Consider the following 18,313-nt stretch of genomic DNA (forward strand, 5'->3'; position numbering starts at 1 on the left):
GCCCGGTCGAGGCTAGAGCAGGAATTGCCCCATGGAAACCGGCTCCCATCCGCCGGCCTCATCCATTAAGGTCGTGCACGCGCGGCGCCCGCCGATGGAGGCAGAATGATCCCCGCTTGGTCCGTCGTGATGGTCGCGCTGGCCTATCTGTGCGCGCTTTTCGCGATCGCGCATGCCGCGGACACCTCGGGGCGGCGGTTGGTCAACGGCCGGGCGCGGGCGACGATCTATGCGCTGGCGCTCGCGGTCTACTGTACCTCCTGGACCTTCTATGGCTCGGTCGGCTTCGCCAGCCGGGCCGGGCTCGACTTCCTCGGCATCTATGTCGGCCCGGTGCTGGTGATCGGCTTCGGCCACCGCTTCGTCGGCCGCATCGTCAGCATCGCCAAGACGCAGAACATCACCTCGATCGCGGATTTCGTCGGCGCCCGCTACGGCAAGAGCGAACGCGTCGCGGCGCTGGTATGCCTCGTCGCCGTGATCGGCGCCCTGCCCTACATCGCCCTCCAGCTCAAGGCGGTGGCGAGTTCGCTGTCGGTGCTGCTGACGGCGACCGGCGGGCGCCCGATCACTGCCGACGTGCCGGTCCTCACCGACCTAGCCTTCCTGGTGGCGCTGGTGCTGGCAGGCTTCGCCTGCGCGTTCGGCACACGCCATATCGACGCGACCGAGCATCAGGACGGGCTCGTGCTCGCCATCGCGGCCGAGTCTCTGGTCAAGCTCATCGCCTTCCTCGTGCTCGGTGTCTTCGTCGTCTATGGGCTCTATGACGGCGCCGGAGACCTCTTCGCCCAGGCCGCCGCGCTGCCGAGCGGCATGCCACCGATCTGGGAGCGCACCTCGAGCTGGCCGACCTTCCTGACGCTGACCCTGCTCTCGTCCTGCGCGGCTCTGTTGCTCGCGCGCCAGTTCCACATGACGATCGTCGAGAACCGCGACGCGCGCGACGTGCGCCGCGCGGCCTGGATGTTCCCGGTCTACCTCGTGCTGATCAACCTGTTCGTGCTGCCGCTCGCGGTCGCGGGCGAATTGCTGATGCCGGGCGCGGGCGTCGATCGCGACATGACCGTGCTGCTGCTCCCGCTGCAGAAGGAGGCCGGGCTGCTTGCCCTGCTTGTCTTCGTCGGCGGGCTCTCGGCCGCGACCGCCATGGTGATCGTCGCCTCGGTCGCGCTGGCGATCATGATCTCGAACCACCTCGTCATGCCGCTGCTGCTGCGCGGGCGCCGAGGTCTCAGCGACCCCGCCGACACGACGGCCGAGCACGCCGCGCAGGACCCCGGCAACCGCTCGACCGGCGGCGATCTCGGCTCGCAGGTGGTGATCATCCGGCGCGTCGCGATCCTCTTCGTGATCCTGCTCGGCTATGCCTATTACCGCGCCGCGGGCGAGCAGGCGCTGGTCGCGATCGGGCTGCTCTCCTTCGCGGCGACGGCGCAGATCGCGCCGGCGTTCTTCGGCGGGCTCGTCTGGCGCCGCGGCACGGCGCTCGGCGCCGCCGCCGGGCTGATCATCGGCATCGCGACCTGGGCCTATACGCTGCTGATGCCGAGCCTTGCTCCTGCCGGAGGCTACTGGGGCGAGGTCGTCGCCAGCGGGTTGTTCGGCAATGCCATGCTGCGGCCCGAGGCGCTGCTCGGGCTGGACCTGCCGGCGCTGCCGCACGGCGTCGTCTGGAGCCTCGGGCTCAACATCCTCGCCTACATCGGCTTCTCGCTGCTGCGCCCGGCCACCGCGATGGAGCGGCTGCAGGCCAATGCCTTCGTCGAATCCGACCGCGCGACGATGGCGCAGTCGTTCTCGCTCTGGCGCTCCAGCGTCACGGAAGCCGAGCTGCAATCGACCATCGGCCGCTACCTCGGGCAGGAGCGGACCCAACGCGCCTTCGAGAGCTTCGCCAGCGGCCGCGGCGAGGAGCCCAGCCCCGCCCGCGACGCCGACATCCACCTGCTGCGCTTCGGCGAGCACCTGCTCTCTTCCGCGATCGGCGCGGCTTCCTCGCGGCTGGTGCTGTCGCTGCTGCTGCGGCGGCGCAACCTCACGACCGAGGCTGCCTTCAAGCTGCTCGACGACGCCTCGGCCGCGCTGCAATACAACCGTGACATCCTCCAACACGGGCTCGACCATGCCGGCCAGGGCATCACCGTGCTCGACCGCGACCTCAGGCTGCTGGCCTGGAACCAGGCCTTCATCGAGCTCTACGACCTGCCGGCCGCGATGGTGCGCTTCGGCACCGGCCTCGACGAGATCGTCCGCTACAATGCCGGGCGCGGCGCCTATGGCGACGGCCAGCGCGACGAACTGATGGCGGCGCGTCTGCAGAGCTTCGTGCATGACCGCGAGCCGGTGCGGCTCAAACTCTATCCGTCGAAGAAGGTCATCGAGATCCGCACCAACCCGCTGCCCGATGGCGGCTTCGTCACGACCTATACCGACATCACGGAGGCCGTGGCGGCGGAGGAGGAGCTGGAGCGCACCAACGAAAGCCTCGAGCGGCGCGTCGTCGAGCGCACCGAGGAGATCCTGCGCGTCAATGCCGAGCTCCAGCGCGCCAAGGCGGAAGCCGAGGAGGCCAACGCCTCGAAGACGCGCTTCCTCGCCGCCGCCAGCCACGACATCCTGCAGCCGCTGAACGCGGCGCGGCTCTACGCGACCTCGCTGGTGGAGCGCGACCGCACCGCCGGCAGCCCCGAACTGGCCGAGAACATCGACGCCTCGCTCGACGCGGTCGAGGAAATCCTGACCGCACTGCTCGAGATTTCGCGCCTCGACGGCGGCGCGCTGAAACCCGAACTCAGCTCATTCCGCCTCGACGAGCTGATGCGCCAGCTCCAGCGCGAATTCGAGCCGAGCGCGCAGGAGAAGGGCCTGAAGCTCGTCTTCATGCCGACCGGGCTGGCGCTGCGTTCGGACCGGCGACTGCTACGCCGGCTGCTGCAGAACCTCGTCTCGAACGCGATCAAGTACACGCCCGGCGGCAAGGTTCTGGTCGGCGCGCGCCGACGCGGCCCGCATGTCTCGGTCGAGGTGCTCGACACCGGGCTCGGCATTCCGCAGGGCAAGCAGAAAACCGTCTTCCGCGAGTTCCAGCGACTCGACCAGGGCGCACGGGTGGCCCGCGGGCTGGGCCTCGGGCTCTCGATCGTCCAGCGCATCGCGCGCACGCTCGACCACAGGCTTTCGCTGGGCTCGGTGCCCGGGCGCGGCACGCGCTTCGCCGTCCTGGTGCCGCGCGCCTCCCCCTTGCCCGAGATGACCACCGGCGCTGCGCCGCGCGCCGCCCCGGCAGGGCAGCTGGCGGGACTGAAGCTCCTGGTGATCGACAACGAGCCCACGATCCTGGACGGGATGAAGCGGCTACTCGAAGGCTGGGGCTGCAGCGTTGGGACGGCGGCCGGGCTCGACGAGGCGCTGGTCCTGATGAAGCGCGGCGAGCCCGATGTCGTGATTGCCGACTACCATCTCGACCATGGCAACGGGCTGACCGCGATCAGCACCCTGCGCGAGCGGTCGCGCGGGCGCCTGCCGGCGATTCTGCTGACGGCCGACCGTTCGCCGACCGTCCGCGAGGCGGCGGCCGCGCTCGATGTCCACCTGCTCAACAAGCCGCTGAAGCCGGGCGCGCTGCGAGCCCTGCTGGCGCAGTGGCGCGCGACGCGGGTCGCGGCGGAGTGAGCCCTCAGCGGGATGACCCGCGCGTGCCAGTTTCCCGCATCGCATCCTCCGATGCGAGGAAGGCCTCGATCTCAGGCGGCAGCGGCGGGCTCTCCTGCACGACCCCGATCTCGGCCATCAGCCGGGCGACGGGAACATAAGCGCGCCCGGCGCGGTCATAGAGCGCCGCGCGCACCAGCGCATGCGCCGCCACGATCTCGCCGCCATCCTTCCCCCGCGTGAGCAGGCGGTGCTGGATCACCAGCCAGGATTCGTCCCAACACAGGATCGCGGTTTCGATCCGGAACGGCCGGAACAGGCGCAGCTCGCGGCGGAAGCGGATCATGCCGGCATTGACCACCGGCACCCAGCGATGCCGCAGCACCGCCCGCCACAGCCCGGTGCGCAGCATCAGGTCGGTGCGGCCGAGATCCATCAGCGACCAGTAGCGGCCATTGTTCATGTGCAGGCTGGTGTCGAGGTCATGCGGCCAGACACGGAAGCCGAGCGCCGAGACATCCGCCGGCGCCTTCAGCCGTGGGCCGAAGGGGCTGGTCAACAGCAACCAGATCAGGCGGAACCAGAGATTCATGCAGGGCTCGCGCGATGGGCGGAGTGCCCAGCCAACGCTTCTAGAGGGCAATGGTTTATATTGGAACCATGGCATTCTGGCCGGTGGGCCCCATCGTTCCAGACCAGCCGGGAACGGCGACGCTCCGGGGTGACGTCGCAGTTCGCCTGCACTATTCGCTTCCGACGAACTCCAGCAGGACACATCCCCATGCCGACCCTGCACGTCACCTCCCTGTCGAAGTTCCACGAAACCGTGGCGAAGGTTCGCGCCAGCCATCTGGTGACGCTGATCAATGTCGGCACCGTCGTCGAGCGGCCGGCCGCGATCAGCGAGCGAAACCATCTCTTCCTCGGCATGTCCGACATCAACGCAGCGCTGGAGGGCCATGTGCTGCCGGGCGAGGAGCAGGTCGGGCGCTTCCTCGCTTTCGTGCAAGGCTGGGACCGCGCCGCCCCGCTGGTGATCCATTGCTGGGCCGGCGTCAGCCGCTCGACTGCCGCAGGCTTCATCGCAGCCTGCGCGCTCGGTCCCGGCCGGGATGAGGAAGAGATTGCGGACGATCTGCGCCGCGCATCGCCCTCGGCGACGCCGAATGCGCGGCTCGTCGCGATCGCCGATTCCCTGCTCGGCCGCGACGGCCGGATGATCGCGGCCATCGCGCGGATCGGGCGGGGAGCCGATGCCTTCGAAGGCTCGCCCTTCGCGCTGCGCCTCGCCTGACCGGCTGCGGCAGCATTCCGAGGCGGGCAGTTTCGTGCGGGGTTTCCTTTACAACACCGCGAATCCGAGCGCCCTTTGTTCAAATCTCTGCAGATCATTGCTTGCATCGCGTGCATTTTGCGACAATGCATCGCGCGGAGGATAACCGCACGATGACCATCGAACTCGATTCCCGCGACCGCTCCATCCTGCGCATCTTGCAGGCCGACGGACGCATCACGAATTCCGACCTCGCCGAGAAGGTGCATCTCTCCCCGTCGGCCTGCCTGCGGCGCGTCCGGCAGCTCGAGGAGAGCGGGCTGATCCGCGGCTATGCGATGATCCTCGACGACAAGATCGCGGGCTTCCCGGGCACCGCCTTCGTCTTCGTCACGCTGGATCAGCAGGGACGCGCCTCGCTGGAAGGCTTCGAGCAGGCGGTCCAGAGCCTCCCCGAGATCCTGGAATGTCACCTGCTCGCCGGCGCGCATGACTATCTGATGCGGGTGATCTACCGCGACAGCGCCGATTTCGAGCGCATCCACACCGACATCCTGACGCAGCTTCCGGGTGTGACCCGCGTGCAGTCGACCCTGACGCTGCGCAGCATCAAGAAGAGTTCTGCCCTGCCGGTCTGAGCCCTGTCAGGAGCTTGCCTTATCTTGGCCCGGCGGGGTTGCGGGGGGCGCCGCTCCGGCCGATAAGCATGCCGCAAACGGGAATCATGCTGTGAGCGAAGCCACATCCAATGACGACGTCGCCGGCCTGCCCTTTGAGGCAGCGCTGAAGCAGCTCGAGGACATCGTCGCCCGGCTGGAACGGGGCGACGTGCCGCTCGAGGAATCGATTGCGATCTATACGCGCGGCGAGACGCTGAAGGCGCGCTGCGATGCCCTGCTCAAGCAGGCCGAAGCGCGCATCGAGAAGATCACGCTCTCCGCCGACGGCAAGCCGGCCGGCACGACGCCGCTGGACGTCGACAGGTAGGACGCGGGCTCTTTGGAGCTCGCTGATTTTGCGTGGACCCCGCCGTCTTCCTGCACGACCGGAGGTCGTGCCAGGGATCGATCTTGAAACACGACCGAGCCCTATGATGGATCCCGGAGCTGCGCCGCTTCGCGGCCTGTCCAGGATGACGGCGCGTTCCTAACTGACCTCGTCAGGGTCTATCTGCCACGCCAGTTCGCGACACGGCGACGCGTGTCGATATGGACGAAGTGCCGCTCCGGATAGACGCCGATTCCCCCTGTGAAGTCGGTATGCTTGTCGCGCAGCTTGGCGGCGATCCGCCGCCAGGTCTCCGGCGTGCCGACGGCGCAGGTGAAGTCGATGGCATTGAACTCCATGTGCAAGCTGCGGCTCTCGCCACGGACGCAGTCGTTATAGGCCGGGGCGCGGTAACAGGACAGAATCCGCACCGGAGCGCCGATGTCCGCCCGGATGGCGTCGAGCATCTTCGCCGTGTGCCTGATGTTCTCCCACAGATCCTTGGGAGGAAAGTCGTTCTTGCCCTTGCATTTCCCGGAGCCGTTCATGCCGCCGAATTCGAGGAATTCGTCGGGCTGAAAGTGGTCGAGCCGCAACGCAGCGATGAAGCCGACGAATTCGTCCAGCAGCGGCCAGTCCTTGTCGCGGGGCAGCAGGGCGAATGCCGGGCCATTGCCGAGAACGAAGGCTTGCGAGAACGCCTTAGGCGGCATGCGGACCTCCTCGTCGGGATCGGCCGTACCGTCATCCGGCCCTGCGGCCCATTCGGCTTTGTCTAGACCCAGCAGCATCTCCGGGCTGTTGATCCCGGGCTCATTCGCGACCGCGACTTCGATGGCGTCGCCCAGATCCGCGACGGCCACCGGCACGCGCGTGGTCGCCTTGCCGGTATAGGCCTCGATTCCGTCGGCGATCGCCTGGGCGATGGCGGCTCGATAGGCCGGAGCCTTCAGCCTCTGCTCCTCGTCGGCGCGATCCAGAAAACTGACTTCCAGGAGGCACGCCGCCGTATTGGCCGCATGGTAGGCCGGATTCAGCACGCCGAGCGATTGCGGCTTGATGCGGCGCCTTCGGTCGAAGGACGTGTTGCGGTCGTCGAGTTGCGTCGCCCTCAAGACGGCATCCTGCACGGCGAGACTGAGCTCGGCCGACCTGGTCGAATAATTGAGGTGTACCAGCGTTTCCGAGCCCTGGGCGTCATGCCCCCTCGAACCATTGAAGTGGATCGAGACGAACGCATCGGCGAGACTCTCCCTCGCCACTTTCGCGCGATCACGCAGGCGGAGGTTGACGTCGCTGTCGCGGGTCAGCAGCACGCTGTGCCCGGCGGCATGCAGTCGCTCGGCGACCGCGATGCCCAGATCCAGGGTCAAGGTCTTTTCGAGCGTGCCGGCCGGACCGACCGCGTTGTTCCATGTCGAGTCCCCCGGGATGGTCGCATGCCCGCCATGCCCCGGATCGATCACAATTCTTGCCATGCCCACCGCCCCCTGTCGCTTCAATAGTCTCCGTAGAAAAATACTCGTATAGGTTGCATTTCTCGTCAAGGCAGTTCCCGCGATCGCCTTGCGGGTGACACCCTCGGCCCGCACCGCCCGGTTCCGGCGCCCTTGCGAAGCAACGGCGGAGGGATCAGTCTGCCGCGGACTGATCCAAGCCATCATGCGAGGGCGCAATGTCGCAACTGCCAGCCGAAGATCCGATCCTGGGCGATGCCCGCTCCTGCGAGGCCATCGAGAAGGTGATCGTGCCGCGCGCGCATGACCTCGGCGGCTTTTCGGTCAGGCGCGCTTTGCCCTCGATCGGCCGCAAGATGGTCGGGCCCTTCATCTTCTTCGACCAGATGGGGCCGGCGGAGTTCCATCTCGGCGAGGGGCTCGACGTGCGCCCACACCCTCATATCGGGCTCTCGACCGTGACCTATCTCTTCGACGGCGAGATCATGCATCGCGACTCGCTCGGCACCGCGCTCGCGATCCGCCCCGGTGCGGTGAACCTGATGACGGCGGGACGAGGCATCGTGCACTCCGAGCGCACAGGGCTGGAAGCACGCGCCAGCGGGCCGAAGCTCTACGGCATCCAGGCCTGGCTCGCCCTGCCGAAGTCGCATGAGGAGATCGCGCCCGAGTTCAAGCACCATGCCGCGCCCGACCTGCCGCGCATCGTCGAAGGCGGAAAGCGGATCAGCCTGATCATGGGCTCGGCCTATGGCCAGACCTCGCCGGTGAAGTTCCCCTGGGAAACCCTCTATGCCGAGGCCGTGCTCTCGCCGGGCGCGATCCTGCCGCTCGACCCCGACTATGACGAGCGCGCGATCTACATCGTTTCCGGCAAGGTCGACATCGCCGGCGACGAGTTCGGCGCCGGGCAGTTGCTTATCTTCAAGCCGGGCGACCGGATCTCGATCCTCGGCGTCGACCAGACTCGTCTGATGATCGTCGGCGGCGAGCCGATGGACGGCCCGCGACACATCTGGTGGAACTTCGTCTCCTCCTCGAAGGAGCGCATCGAGCAGGCCAAGGACGAGTGGAAGACCGGCCGCTTCGACACGGTGCCGGGCGACGAGACCGAGTTCATTCCGCTGCCTGAACGCTGAGTTCGCCCTCCGGCAACGTCTTCAGCGCTGGCATCGGCGAGGCCAGGATCGCCAGCGTCGACAGGCCGAAGAGCACGACCGGCAGCCAGATCGCTACCGAGAGGCCGAAGGCTTCGCCGGCGAGGCCGCCGCCGATGGCACCGACCGGGCGCATGCCGTACATCGCGGTGGTCAGGGTCGCGCTGACGCGGCCGAGCAGGGGCTGCGGCGTCACCGCCTGGCGCAGGCTGGTCTGCGTGATGAACCAGAGGATCGGCCCGAAGCCGAACAGCGCGAAGGCGAAGGCCAGGGCCGGCCAGCCCCATTGCAGCGGGGCAAGCGCGAGCAGGCCGGCGCCAAGCAGGGACGAGGCCGGCCCGAAGACCAGCAGCATGCCGGTCGGAAGCCGCGCTATCAGACCGGGGCCGGCTAGAGCTCCGGCGATCAGGCCGGCTCCATAGACTGACGAGGCCAGGCCGATACGCTCCGGTTCGAGCAGGAGAATGCGCGCCGCATAGGGCGTGACGATCGCGAGGAAGGCGAAGAAGGCCATGTTCCAGGCGATGGCGCAGAGCGCGATCGGCCTGAGATAGGGATGCCGCAGGACGAAGGCGCCGCCCTCCGCGATGGCGCGGTGCAAAGGCCGACGCGGCTGCGGCGCCGGGCGGTCGCTGGGCAGGCGCGAGCCCGCAGCCAGCACGATGAGCCCGGCGAGGCCGCAGAGAGCCAGCCCCAGCGCCGGCATGCCCTGCGCCACCGCCCAGGCGGCGATCAGCGGCGCGGCGAGGCTGAGGCAGGCGCGCCCGAGCTCGATCCGGCCGTTGACGCGGGGAAACTCGGCGACCGCGACCAGGCGCGGCAGCAGAACGAAGACGGAGAGCGCGATCACCACCGGCCCGGCAGCGGCGACGAAGGTCGAGAGCGCGAGCGCCCAGCCAAGCAGCCCGGAGGCGAGCAGGCCGGCCCCGATGAGCGAGCCCGCCGTCAGCAGGCCGCCGCCGAGCAGGATCAGGCTGCGCGGCGCGACGCGATCCGCGACGACCCCGGCGGGCAGCGAGACCAGGAGCCAGGCCGCGGATTGCGCCGCGACGAGGAGGCCGACGAGGCGGGGACTGGCGCCAGCCTGCGTTGCGGCGAGCGTGATGGTGTCGAGGGCGAGCTTGTCGGCGAACTGCGCCAGCACGCCGGTCAGGATCAAGGCGAGAAGGACGGGCGATGACATGACGGGCGATGACATGGGAAAGTCCCCGGGGAGCGATGCCCCCGCTATCCCATCGTCAGGAGCTGCAACCCACCCGCTTTCTGCCCGCGCCGGACGAGACGGCCCCGCACCGTCTCTCCGGGACGCCCGCCACCTCTGTTCACATCACCCCGGCTGGAACCCGCAGATGGTGGTCGGTCGCCTGCTGATAGACGTAGCCGATGCGCAGCGCCGTCGCCTCCTGGTAGCCCCGGCAGGCGATCTGGATGGAGAGCGGCAGCCCCTGCGCGTTGAAGCCGCTGGGCAGGCAGAGCGCGCACATCCCGAGATAATTGGCGAAGCCGTTGAAGCGCGAGAGCATCACCGCCGGGTCGATCTCGTCGAGTCTGAGCGCGGCGAAGGCGGTGCCGGGCGTCAGCAGAGCATCGATGCCTTCGAGCGCCGCCTCGAGCAGCCGCTTGCGCTCCCCGTGCTCGCGCTTGTTGGCGAGATAGGCCTCGGCCGTGACGCCCGCGCCCGCGAGAACGCGCGCCCTGACGGCATCGTCGAGCTGCCGCGCCGGATCGCCGGCGATGGCGCCATAATGGTGGAAGACCTCGGCCTGCACCATGGGCTGCGGCTGCAGGAAGACGCCAAGCGGGAACGGCAGCACGACATCGACGATCTCGGCGCCCTGCCCCGCCAGCACCGCCAGCGCGCTGTCATAGGCCGCGAGCATCTCGGCATCGACGCCTTCGCGCTCGCTCTCCGGCATCCGGCCGAGACGGAGGCCCCGGACGCCGTGCCTCAACCCCGGCATCGGGTCCTCGGCCGCGATGCCGCGCGTCGTCGGATCGAGCGGATCGGGCCCTTGCATCGCATTGTAGAGCAGCGCGGCATCCTCGACGTCGCGCGCCATCGGGCCCGGCGTATCGAGCGAGGGGGAGAGCGGCAGCACGCCATGAGTCGATATTCGGCCGAGCGTCGGCTTGAGGCCGGTCAGGCCGCAGAAGGAGGCAGGCAGGCGGATCGAGCCGCTGGTGTCGGTGCCGACGGCCCAAGGCACGAGGCGCCCCGCGACGGCGACGCCAGAGCCGCTGCTGGAGCCGCCCGGGGCGCGCGCATGGGTCGCGTCCCAGGGATTGCGCGGCGTGCCCATATGCTGGTTGAGCCCCCAGCCACCGGAGGCGAACTCGACCGTATGGGTCTTGCCGAGCACGATCATGCCCTGCGCGAGCAGGCGCCGCGCCAGCGTCGCCGTCAGCGTCGAGCGGCGGTCGCGCCAGATCGCCGAGCCGCCGGTCGTGATACGGCCCTCGAGCTCGACCAGGTCCTTGAGCGCGACCGGCATGCCATGCAGAGGCCCGACCGCCTGGCCGGCGCGGATGGCCTTGTCGGCAGCCTCGGCCGCGAGCCTCGCCTCGTCGCGATAGACCTCGACGAAGGCCTGAAGCCTGGGCTCCAACCTGTCGATGCGCGCGAGCAACGCATCGACGACGTCGACGGGCGACAGGCGCCTCGCAGCGAACGCCCCGGCGAGGCGCCGCGCGGACAGCAGGGCGGGATCGGCGATTGTATTGGCAAGATCGTTCATGGGCTTCGCTGCAAGTCGCGGCCAAGTGCCGCTGAGTCATGCTTTCGCTAGAATGGCACTGACGTTTCGGGCGTCGCACGATAATGAAGCGCGGCGGATTGTCGATGCGCGCCCTTGTGCGCGGGGGCCGCGATGCGATAGGACCGTGCCGTGACAAAACGCCCTCTCACGCCCCTCCTCGACGGCGTTGGCTCTCCGCAAGCGTTGCGCCGGCTCCCAGATTCAGCGCTGCGCCAGCTCGCCGACGAGCTGAGGCAGGAGACGATCGACGCGGTCTCCGTCACCGGTGGGCATCTCGGTGCGGGCCTCGGCGTGGTCGAACTCACCGTCGCGCTGCACGCCGTATTCGACACGCCGCGCGACCGGCTGATCTGGGATGTCGGCCACCAGGCCTATCCGCACAAGATCCTGACCGAACGGCGCGAGCGCATCCGCACGCTGCGCCAGCCGGGCGGCCTTTCCGGCTTCACCCGGCGCTCTGAGAGCAAATACGATCCGTTCGGCGCGGCTCATTCCTCGACCTCGATCTCGGCCGGGCTCGGCATGGCTGTCGGGCGCGATCTTTCGGGCGGCAAGAACAATGTCGTCGCGGTGATCGGTGACGGCGCGATGTCGGCCGGCATGGCCTATGAGGCGATGAACAATGCGGGTGCGCTCGGCTCGCGGCTCGTCGTCATCCTCAACGACAACGACATGTCGATCGCCCCGCCGGTCGGGGCGATGTCGGCCTATCTTGCGCGGCTGGTCTCGGGCCGCACCTATCGCTCGCTGCGCGAGATCGGCAAGCATCTGGCCGAGCGGCTGCCGCGCTTCTTCCACGAGAAGGCGAAGCGCACGGAGGAGTTCGCCCGCGCCTTCCTCGCCGGCGGCACGCTGTTCGAGGAGCTTGGCTTCTACTATGTCGGGCCGATCGACGGGCATAATCTCGATCATCTGCTGCCGGTCCTGCGCAATGTCCGCGATTCCGAGACGGGGCCGATCCTCGTCCATGTCGTGACGCAGAAGGGCAAGGGTTATGCCCCTGCCGAGGCCAGCGCCGACAAATATCACGGCGTCGTCAAATTCGACCCCGTCACCGGCCAGCAGGCGAAAGCCCCCGCCAATGCGCCGAGCTATACCGGCGTCTTCGCCAATGCGCTGATCAAGGCCGCGCGGCAGGATGAGAAGATCGTCGCGGTGACGGCCGCCATGCCGTCTGGAACGGGGCTCGACAGCTTCGGCAAGGAATTCCCGGCCCGGACCTTCGATGTCGGCATCGCCGAGCAGCATGCCGTGACCTTCGCGGCCGGGCTTGCGACCGAGGGCTACAAGCCCTTCGTCGCGATCTACTCGACCTTCATGCAGCGCGCCTACGACCAGATCGTGCATGATGTCGCGCTGCAGAAGCTCCCGGTCCGCTTCGCGCTCGACCGTGCGGGCCTCGTCGGCGCGGATGGCGCGACCCATGCCGGCTCCTTCGACATCGCCTATCTCGCCTGCCTGCCCGACATGGTGGTGATGGCGGCGGCCGACGAGGCGGAACTCACTCATATGGTCGCGACCGCGGCCGACTTCGACGAGGGGCCGATCGCCTTCCGCTATCCGCGTGGCGAGGGCGTCGGCGTCGAGATCCCCGATTTCGGCGTGCCGCTCGAGATCGGCCGCGGCCGGATCGTCCGCGAGGGCACGCGCGTGGCGCTGCTATCGCTCGGCACGCGGCTCGCGGAATGCCTCGCAGCGGCGGAACTGCTCGGCCAGCGCGGGCTCTCGACCACGGTCGCCGATGCCCGCTTCGCCAAGCCGCTCGACGAGGCGCTGATCCTGCGGCTGGCCAGCGAGCACGAGATCCTGATCACGGTCGAGGAAGGCTCGGTCGGCGGCTTCGGCAGCCATGTCCTGCATCTGCTCGCCCGGAGCGGCCGGCTCGATGGCGGGCTTAAGGTGCGCACGCTGACGCTGCCGGACATCTACCAGGACCATGACAAGCCCGAGGTGATGTATGCCCGCGCCGGCCTCGACGCCGCCGGCATCGTGCGGACCGTCGAGGCCGTGCTCGGCGCGCCGTCGGCGATCAAGCGGGCCTGAGGCCCCTTTGGAGCGGCATGATGAAGAGCCGGGCCGACCAGCTCCTGGTCGAAAGAGGCCTGTTCGAGAGCCGGGCACGGGCACAGGCCGCGATCGCGGCCGGGCTGGTCACGGCCGATGGCCGCCCCGTCCGCAAGCCCTCCGAAATGCTGGCCAAGGATAGTGCTCTGACGGCGCAGGCGCCACATCCTTACGTCTCACGCGGCGGCCTGAAGCTGGCAGGGGCACTCGACACCTTCGGCTACGATCCCGCCGGGCGCGTCTGCCTCGATGTCGGCGCCTCGACCGGCGGCTTCACCGACCTGCTCCTGAAGCGCGGGGCGCGCTTCGTCATCGCCGTCGATGTCGGCCGCGACCAGCTCCATGCCTCGCTGCGGCAGGACCCACGCGTATTGAGCCTGGAAGCGCGCGACATCAGGATGCTGACGCCGGCGGAGCTGCCGGAAGCGCCCTCGCTCGCCGCCATCGACGTCAGCTTCATCTCGCTGCGGCTCGTGCTTCCGGCAGTCACGGCGCTGCTGGCGCCGGCCGCGCAGATCGCGGCATTGATCAAGCCCCAATTCGAGGCCGGCCGCGCCGCCCTCAAGAAGGGCATCGTGCGCGACGAAGCGGTGCATGAGAGCGTCTGCACCGACATCGCCGGGCTGATGGCCGGGCTCGGCTTCGGCGTCGACGGGCCCGTCCCCTCGCCGATCGAGGGCGGCGACGGCAATCGCGAATTCCTGATCGGCGGACGGCGCGACGGCTGATCAGCGCGCCAGCAGAGCGTCGATCTCGTCCTGCAGCGCGCGGCTCTCGATGCTGCCGATATCGAGCGTGCCATTGGCGTTGATGAACTGCGTCGCCCGGCCGATCTGGCGGCGCAGGGATTCGCTGGCGATCGAGACGACGATCGCGGGCTCGAGCCCGGTGCGCTTTTCCGCGAGGAGCGCGGTCGCTGTCATGACGAGGCGGGCCATGGCCCGGCAGAGCTCCTCGAAGCCGGCGCGCCGCGCCGGCACGACGGCGTCGTAGGCGGCGAGCGCCGACGGAGCGCAACGCAGGGCGGAAACCTCGAAATGCTCGCGATAGCCGAGGCCGCGCCAGCTCTTCAGATCGTCGATGACGCTGCTGTCTTCGGCCGCCAGCTCGATCAGCATGAGAGCTTCATTGTAGCGGTTGAGGAAGTCGGTGGAGAGGCGCTGCACCTTCGACCTCTCCGCCATGCCCGCCGCTATCCTGATCGCGGAGACGGTCATCATGATCCTCAAAACTGGCGGGACTATGCTTCGGAAAACCCAAACAAAGTATTGATCCGACAAGGACACCTCGTCACAACTGCCGACTATGTGCGGTCGCTACGCCATCACCCTGCCACCCGAGGCGATGCGGAAGGTCTTCGCCTATCGCGAGCAGCCGAATTTTCCGCCGCGCTACAACATCGCGCCGACGCAGCCGGTGCCGGTGGTGCGGCTGCACGAGGGTGCGCGCCAGTTCATCCTGATGCGCTGGGGCTTCATCCCCGGCTGGGTCAAGGACCCCAAGGACTTCCCGCTCGTCGTCAACATCCGGAGCGAGAGCGCCGCGACGAAGCCCTCCTTCCGCGCCGCGCTCACAAGGCGGCGCTGCCTGATGCCGGCGGATGCCTTCTATGAATGGCATCGCCTCGGCAAGGGCCGGCAGGCCGAGAGCCGCGCCTATCTGTTCCGACGGCCCGACCAGGCGCCATTCGCCCTGGCTGCGCTGTGGGAGACCTGGCATTCGCCGGACGGCTCGGAGATCGACACCGTCGCGCCGCTGACCGGTACGGCCAACGGGCTGATGGCTGCGATCCACGACCGCTGCCCGGTCATCATCGCGCCCCGGGACTTTGACGACTGGCTCGATCCCGTGGCGGATGCCCGCGCTGCGGAGAGCCTGCTCAGGCCGCCTCCGGACGATCTGCTGGAGATGGTCCGGATCGGCAACGCTGTGAACAAGGTGGCGAATGACGGGCCGGAATTGCAGGAGCCCTTCGATGCAACCCGTGTCGAAGCTGCCAAGGAGGCATCGAAGCCCCCTGCCCGCACACCCCGCCCGAAGGACGATGCCCAAGGCAGCCTATTCTGAGGCGTTCTTCGATCAGACCGAGTTGATCCGTTGCCGTTATTGCGAGCGTAAGCGTTCGAACAAGACGAACCGATCCCGGCACGAACTGTTGGAACTCAGATCTGCAGCACCGCCCCCGGGTTCAGGATGCCCTGCGGGTCGAGCGTCGTCTTCAGCGTCTTCATCAGGTCGAGCTCGACGGCGTCCTTCACGCCGGGCAGCAGGTCGCGCTTGAGGCGGCCGATGCCGTGCTCGGCCGAGATCGAGCCGTGCAGCTCGCTGACAATGGCGTGGACCGCCTCGTTCATCGCGCTCCAGCCGGCGAGGAAGGCCGCCTTGTCGGCGCCGATCGGCTGGCTGACGTTGAAGTGGATGTTGCCGTCGCCCATGTGGCCGAAGGGTAGCGCCCGGCAACCCGGCACCATCGCCTCGACCGCAGCCGTGGCCCGCGTCAGGAACTCCGGCACCGCATGCAGCGGCACCGAGACGTCGTGCTTGATCGAGCCGCCCTCATAGGTCTGCACCTCGGAGAGCATCTCGCGCAGCTTCCAGAAATCGGCGCGCTGGGTCAGCGATCCGGCGAGCGCGGCATCGGTGACGAGCCCCTGCTCCATGGCATCGCCGAGGAAGGCCGCGACCGCCTCGTCGAGCCCGGTCGCGGACTGGGCCGAGACCTCCATCAGCACATACCAGGGCGAGGGTCCCGACAGCGGATCGCGCGTGCCTGATGCATGGCGAAGGACGAAGTCGAGGCCGATGCGCGGCATGATCTCGAAGGTGGTCAGCGTGCCGCCGGCACCCGCCTTGGCAGCGTTGAGCAGGGCCAGCGCCTCATCCGGGCCCGGCACGGCGAGGAAAGCCGTGGCGCGCGCCGCCGGCAGCGGAAACAGCTTCAGCACCGCGGCCGTGATGATGCCGAGCGTTCCTTCCGAGCCGATGAAGAGGTTCTTGAGGTCGTAGCCGGTGTTGTCCTTGCGCAGCTGGCGCAGGCCGTTCCAGATCCGCCCGTCGGCGAGCACCACCTCGAGACCCATGCAGAGCTCGCGGGCATTGCCATAGGCGAGCACCGCGGTGCCGCCGGCATTGGTCGCAAGGTTCCCGCCGATGGTGCAGGAGCCTTCCGAGGCGAGCGAGAGCGGGAACAGTCGCCCGGCTGCCTCGGCCGCGGCTTGCGCCTTCTGCAGCGACAGCCCGGCCTCGACGGTCATCGTGTCGCTCTGCGCATCGACGGCGCGGACTTTGTCCATGCGCTGGAGCGAGAGAATGATCTCGCGGCCCTCGGCGGTCGGGATCTGGCCGCCGACGAGGCCGGTATTGCCGCCCTGCGGCACCAGCCGCGTGCCGGTGCGGGCGGCGAGCTTCACCAGTTCGGAGACCTCGGCCGTCGAACCCGGGCGCACCACCGCCTGGGCCTTGCCGCGGAACAGGTCCCGCCACTCCTTCAGATAGGGCACCATCGCGTCGGCGTCGGTGACGATGTTTCTGGGCCCGACGATCGCGGCCATGTCGTCGAGGATGGATGCGCTCAAGGAAGCCTCCGGCAATCACTTCTTGCGCCGGCGGAAGACGCCGACGAGTTCGATATGGGCGGAATAGCGGAACTGATCGACCGGCGTCACGCCTTCCAGCGCATAACCGCCTGCGATCAGGATCGCGGCGTCGCGGGCAAAGGTCGCCGCGTCGCAGGAGACATAGATCACCGTGCCGGTCTTTGCCGCCGCCAGCCGCTTCGCCTGGGCCTCCGCGCCGGCGCGCGGCGGATCGAGCACAACCGCATCGAAGCCATTGAGTTCGTGCTCCAGCAGCGGACGCCGGAACAGGTCGCGGACCTCGCTTGCGATGGGTTTGAGGCCCTGCGTCGCCGCGGCCGCCCGCGTCAACGCCAGCACCGCCGCCTTGTCGCTCTCGACCGCAAGCACCTGGGCGCGCTCGGCGAGGCGGAAGGAGATCGGGCCGCAGCCGGCGAAGAGATCGGCGACGCGCTTCGCCTTGATCGGCAGCGCTGCCAGCACCAGCGCCGCGATCGCATCCTCGCCGGCGGTGGTCGCCTGCAGGAAGCCGCCGGGCGCGGGGCCGACCATCGCCTTGCCCATGCGCTGCTGCGGCGGGCGGCGCTCGACGACGATGTCGCCATGCATCGAGAGCCGCGCGAGATCGAGCCGCTCCGCCGCCTCGGTCAGCGACAGGCGGAGCTTGTCGCCGGCCGGGCCGTGGCCGCGGATGTCGATGTCGAGCCCGGCCTCGGAGGCCGTGACCTGCAGGTCGAGCGGCTTGTTCGAGCCGCCGAGCCGGTTGGCGATCAGCTGGGCCGCGGCCGGCGCGCGCGCGAGCCCCGGCGCCAGCACCGGGCAGGCGGGGATCGCGATGAGATCATGGCTGCGCGCGACCATGAAGCCGACGAGCATGCCGGGCCCCTCGCGCCTGGCGTGAAAGGTGACGCGGCGACGCCCGGCGCCATGGCCGTCGACGATCTCGGCGACCGGTGCCGTGACGCCCGCGCGCGACAGCGCCGTCTCGACCTGCCGGCGCTTCCATTCGCGGTAGAGGCCGGGCGCCATGTGTTGGGCCGCGCAGCCGCCGCAGCGGGTGAAGAGCGGGCAGATCGCGGCGATGCGCGAATCGGCGGGGGTGATGATCTCGACCAGCTGGCCGCGCTCGCCATCGCGCACCACGCGGACGGTTTCGCCGGGCAGCGCATAAGGCACGAAGACGTCCCCGGTCTCGCTCGGCGCGATGCCGTCGCCGCGCTGGCCGAGCCGGGCCACGACAAGGATCTCATTCATGGCGAGGGTCATCGTGGTGAAATCTTCTCCGTCAGGGCCACCGCGAACCGCGCCGCTTCCAACCTTGCGAGAGGTGGCGCGCCGGTGATGACCTGCTTGCGGCTTTCGCCTATCAGGTTGGGAGCAAACAGGGAAA

At 68.7% G+C, this 18,313-nt stretch carries 15 protein-coding genes; 8 read left to right on the forward strand and 7 right to left on the reverse strand.

The window, feature by feature from the left end:
- Window positions 1-105 precede the first annotated feature (105 nt).
- Window positions 106-3,675: a PAS domain-containing hybrid sensor histidine kinase/response regulator gene (locus tag ASE63_RS01455; protein WP_056795385.1), complete on the forward strand. Its 3,570-nt coding sequence runs from the start codon at window positions 106-108 to the stop codon at window positions 3,673-3,675.
- A gap of 4 nt (window positions 3,676-3,679) precedes the next feature.
- On the opposite strand, the gene ASE63_RS01460 is transcribed toward ASE63_RS01455, so the two are convergent.
- Window positions 3,680-4,246 carry a thioesterase family protein gene (locus tag ASE63_RS01460; protein ID WP_056795388.1) on the reverse strand — a complete coding sequence of 189 codons (567 nt, stop codon included), beginning with the start codon at window positions 4,244-4,246 and terminating at the stop codon, window positions 3,680-3,682.
- 189 nt (window positions 4,247-4,435) lie between these two features.
- Here ASE63_RS01460 and ASE63_RS01465 point away from each other — a divergent pair, with 189 nt between their 5' ends.
- From ASE63_RS01465 to ASE63_RS01475, 3 genes are all read left to right on the forward strand, one after another.
- Window positions 4,436-4,948, forward strand: a complete 513-nt coding sequence (locus ASE63_RS01465) for a tyrosine phosphatase family protein (protein ID WP_056795390.1) — start codon at window positions 4,436-4,438, stop codon at window positions 4,946-4,948.
- Window positions 4,949-5,100: 152 nt separating this feature from the next.
- The gene (locus tag ASE63_RS01470; protein WP_056796528.1) at window positions 5,101-5,565 is read left to right on the forward strand and encodes an Lrp/AsnC family transcriptional regulator; all 465 of its coding nucleotides are present in this window, start codon (window positions 5,101-5,103) and stop codon (window positions 5,563-5,565) included.
- Window positions 5,566-5,656: 91 nt separating this feature from the next.
- Complete coding sequence (locus tag ASE63_RS01475) at window positions 5,657-5,914, forward strand: exodeoxyribonuclease VII small subunit (RefSeq protein WP_056795393.1); 258 nt, start codon at window positions 5,657-5,659, stop codon at window positions 5,912-5,914.
- Window positions 5,915-6,093: 179 nt separating this feature from the next.
- On the opposite strand, the gene ASE63_RS01480 is transcribed toward ASE63_RS01475, so the two are convergent.
- The gene (locus tag ASE63_RS01480; RefSeq protein ID WP_162261700.1) at window positions 6,094-7,506 is read right to left on the reverse strand and encodes an N-acetylmuramoyl-L-alanine amidase; all 1,413 of its coding nucleotides are present in this window, start codon (window positions 7,504-7,506) and stop codon (window positions 6,094-6,096) included.
- Between the two features lie 83 nt (window positions 7,507-7,589).
- Between ASE63_RS01480 and ASE63_RS01485 the strand changes: the two genes are divergently transcribed.
- Window positions 7,590-8,510 carry a pirin family protein gene (locus ASE63_RS01485; RefSeq protein ID WP_056795400.1) on the forward strand — a complete coding sequence of 307 codons (921 nt, stop codon included), beginning with the start codon at window positions 7,590-7,592 and terminating at the stop codon, window positions 8,508-8,510.
- On the opposite strand, the gene ASE63_RS01490 is transcribed toward ASE63_RS01485, so the two are convergent.
- Window positions 8,488-9,726, reverse strand: a complete 1,239-nt coding sequence (locus ASE63_RS01490; RefSeq protein ID WP_082609556.1) for an MFS transporter — start codon at window positions 9,724-9,726, stop codon at window positions 8,488-8,490. The genes ASE63_RS01485 and ASE63_RS01490 overlap by 23 nt on opposite strands.
- 124 nt (window positions 9,727-9,850) lie before the next feature.
- Complete coding sequence (locus tag ASE63_RS01495) at window positions 9,851-11,263, reverse strand: amidase (protein WP_056795405.1); 1,413 nt, start codon at window positions 11,261-11,263, stop codon at window positions 9,851-9,853.
- Between the two features lie 150 nt (window positions 11,264-11,413).
- Between ASE63_RS01495 and dxs the strand changes: the two genes are divergently transcribed.
- Both dxs and ASE63_RS01505 read left to right on the forward strand, forming a co-directional pair.
- Window positions 11,414-13,327: a 1-deoxy-D-xylulose-5-phosphate synthase gene (gene dxs, locus ASE63_RS01500; protein WP_056795408.1), complete on the forward strand. Its 1,914-nt coding sequence runs from the start codon at window positions 11,414-11,416 to the stop codon at window positions 13,325-13,327.
- A 20-nt stretch (window positions 13,328-13,347) separates the two neighbouring features.
- Window positions 13,348-14,076, forward strand: coding sequence for a TlyA family RNA methyltransferase (locus tag ASE63_RS01505; protein ID WP_056796532.1), 729 nt, complete (start codon window positions 13,348-13,350; stop codon window positions 14,074-14,076).
- On the opposite strand, the gene ASE63_RS01510 is transcribed toward ASE63_RS01505, so the two are convergent.
- Window positions 14,077-14,532 (reverse strand): hypothetical protein, encoded by a 456-nt coding sequence (locus tag ASE63_RS01510; protein WP_156410138.1) that lies wholly within the window; start codon window positions 14,530-14,532, stop codon window positions 14,077-14,079.
- A 121-nt stretch (window positions 14,533-14,653) separates the two neighbouring features.
- On the opposite strand from ASE63_RS01510, the gene ASE63_RS01515 reads away from it, so the two are divergent.
- Window positions 14,654-15,415 carry an SOS response-associated peptidase gene (locus ASE63_RS01515; protein ID WP_056795413.1) on the forward strand — a complete coding sequence of 254 codons (762 nt, stop codon included), beginning with the start codon at window positions 14,654-14,656 and terminating at the stop codon, window positions 15,413-15,415.
- A gap of 95 nt (window positions 15,416-15,510) precedes the next feature.
- On the opposite strand, the gene ASE63_RS01520 is transcribed toward ASE63_RS01515, so the two are convergent.
- Together ASE63_RS01520 and ASE63_RS01525 are read right to left on the reverse strand one after the other, a co-directional pair.
- On the reverse strand, window positions 15,511-16,899 hold the full coding sequence (locus tag ASE63_RS01520; RefSeq protein WP_056796535.1) for an FAD-binding oxidoreductase: 1,389 nt from the start codon (window positions 16,897-16,899) through the stop codon (window positions 15,511-15,513).
- Window positions 16,900-16,938: 39 nt separating this feature from the next.
- Window positions 16,939-18,177 (reverse strand): RsmD family RNA methyltransferase, encoded by a 1,239-nt coding sequence (locus ASE63_RS01525; RefSeq protein WP_056796539.1) that lies wholly within the window; start codon window positions 18,175-18,177, stop codon window positions 16,939-16,941.
- Window positions 18,178-18,313 lie beyond the last annotated feature (136 nt).

The organism is Allobosea sp. Root381 (assembly GCF_001429395.1).
Classification (GTDB): domain Bacteria; phylum Pseudomonadota; class Alphaproteobacteria; order Rhizobiales; family Beijerinckiaceae; genus Allobosea.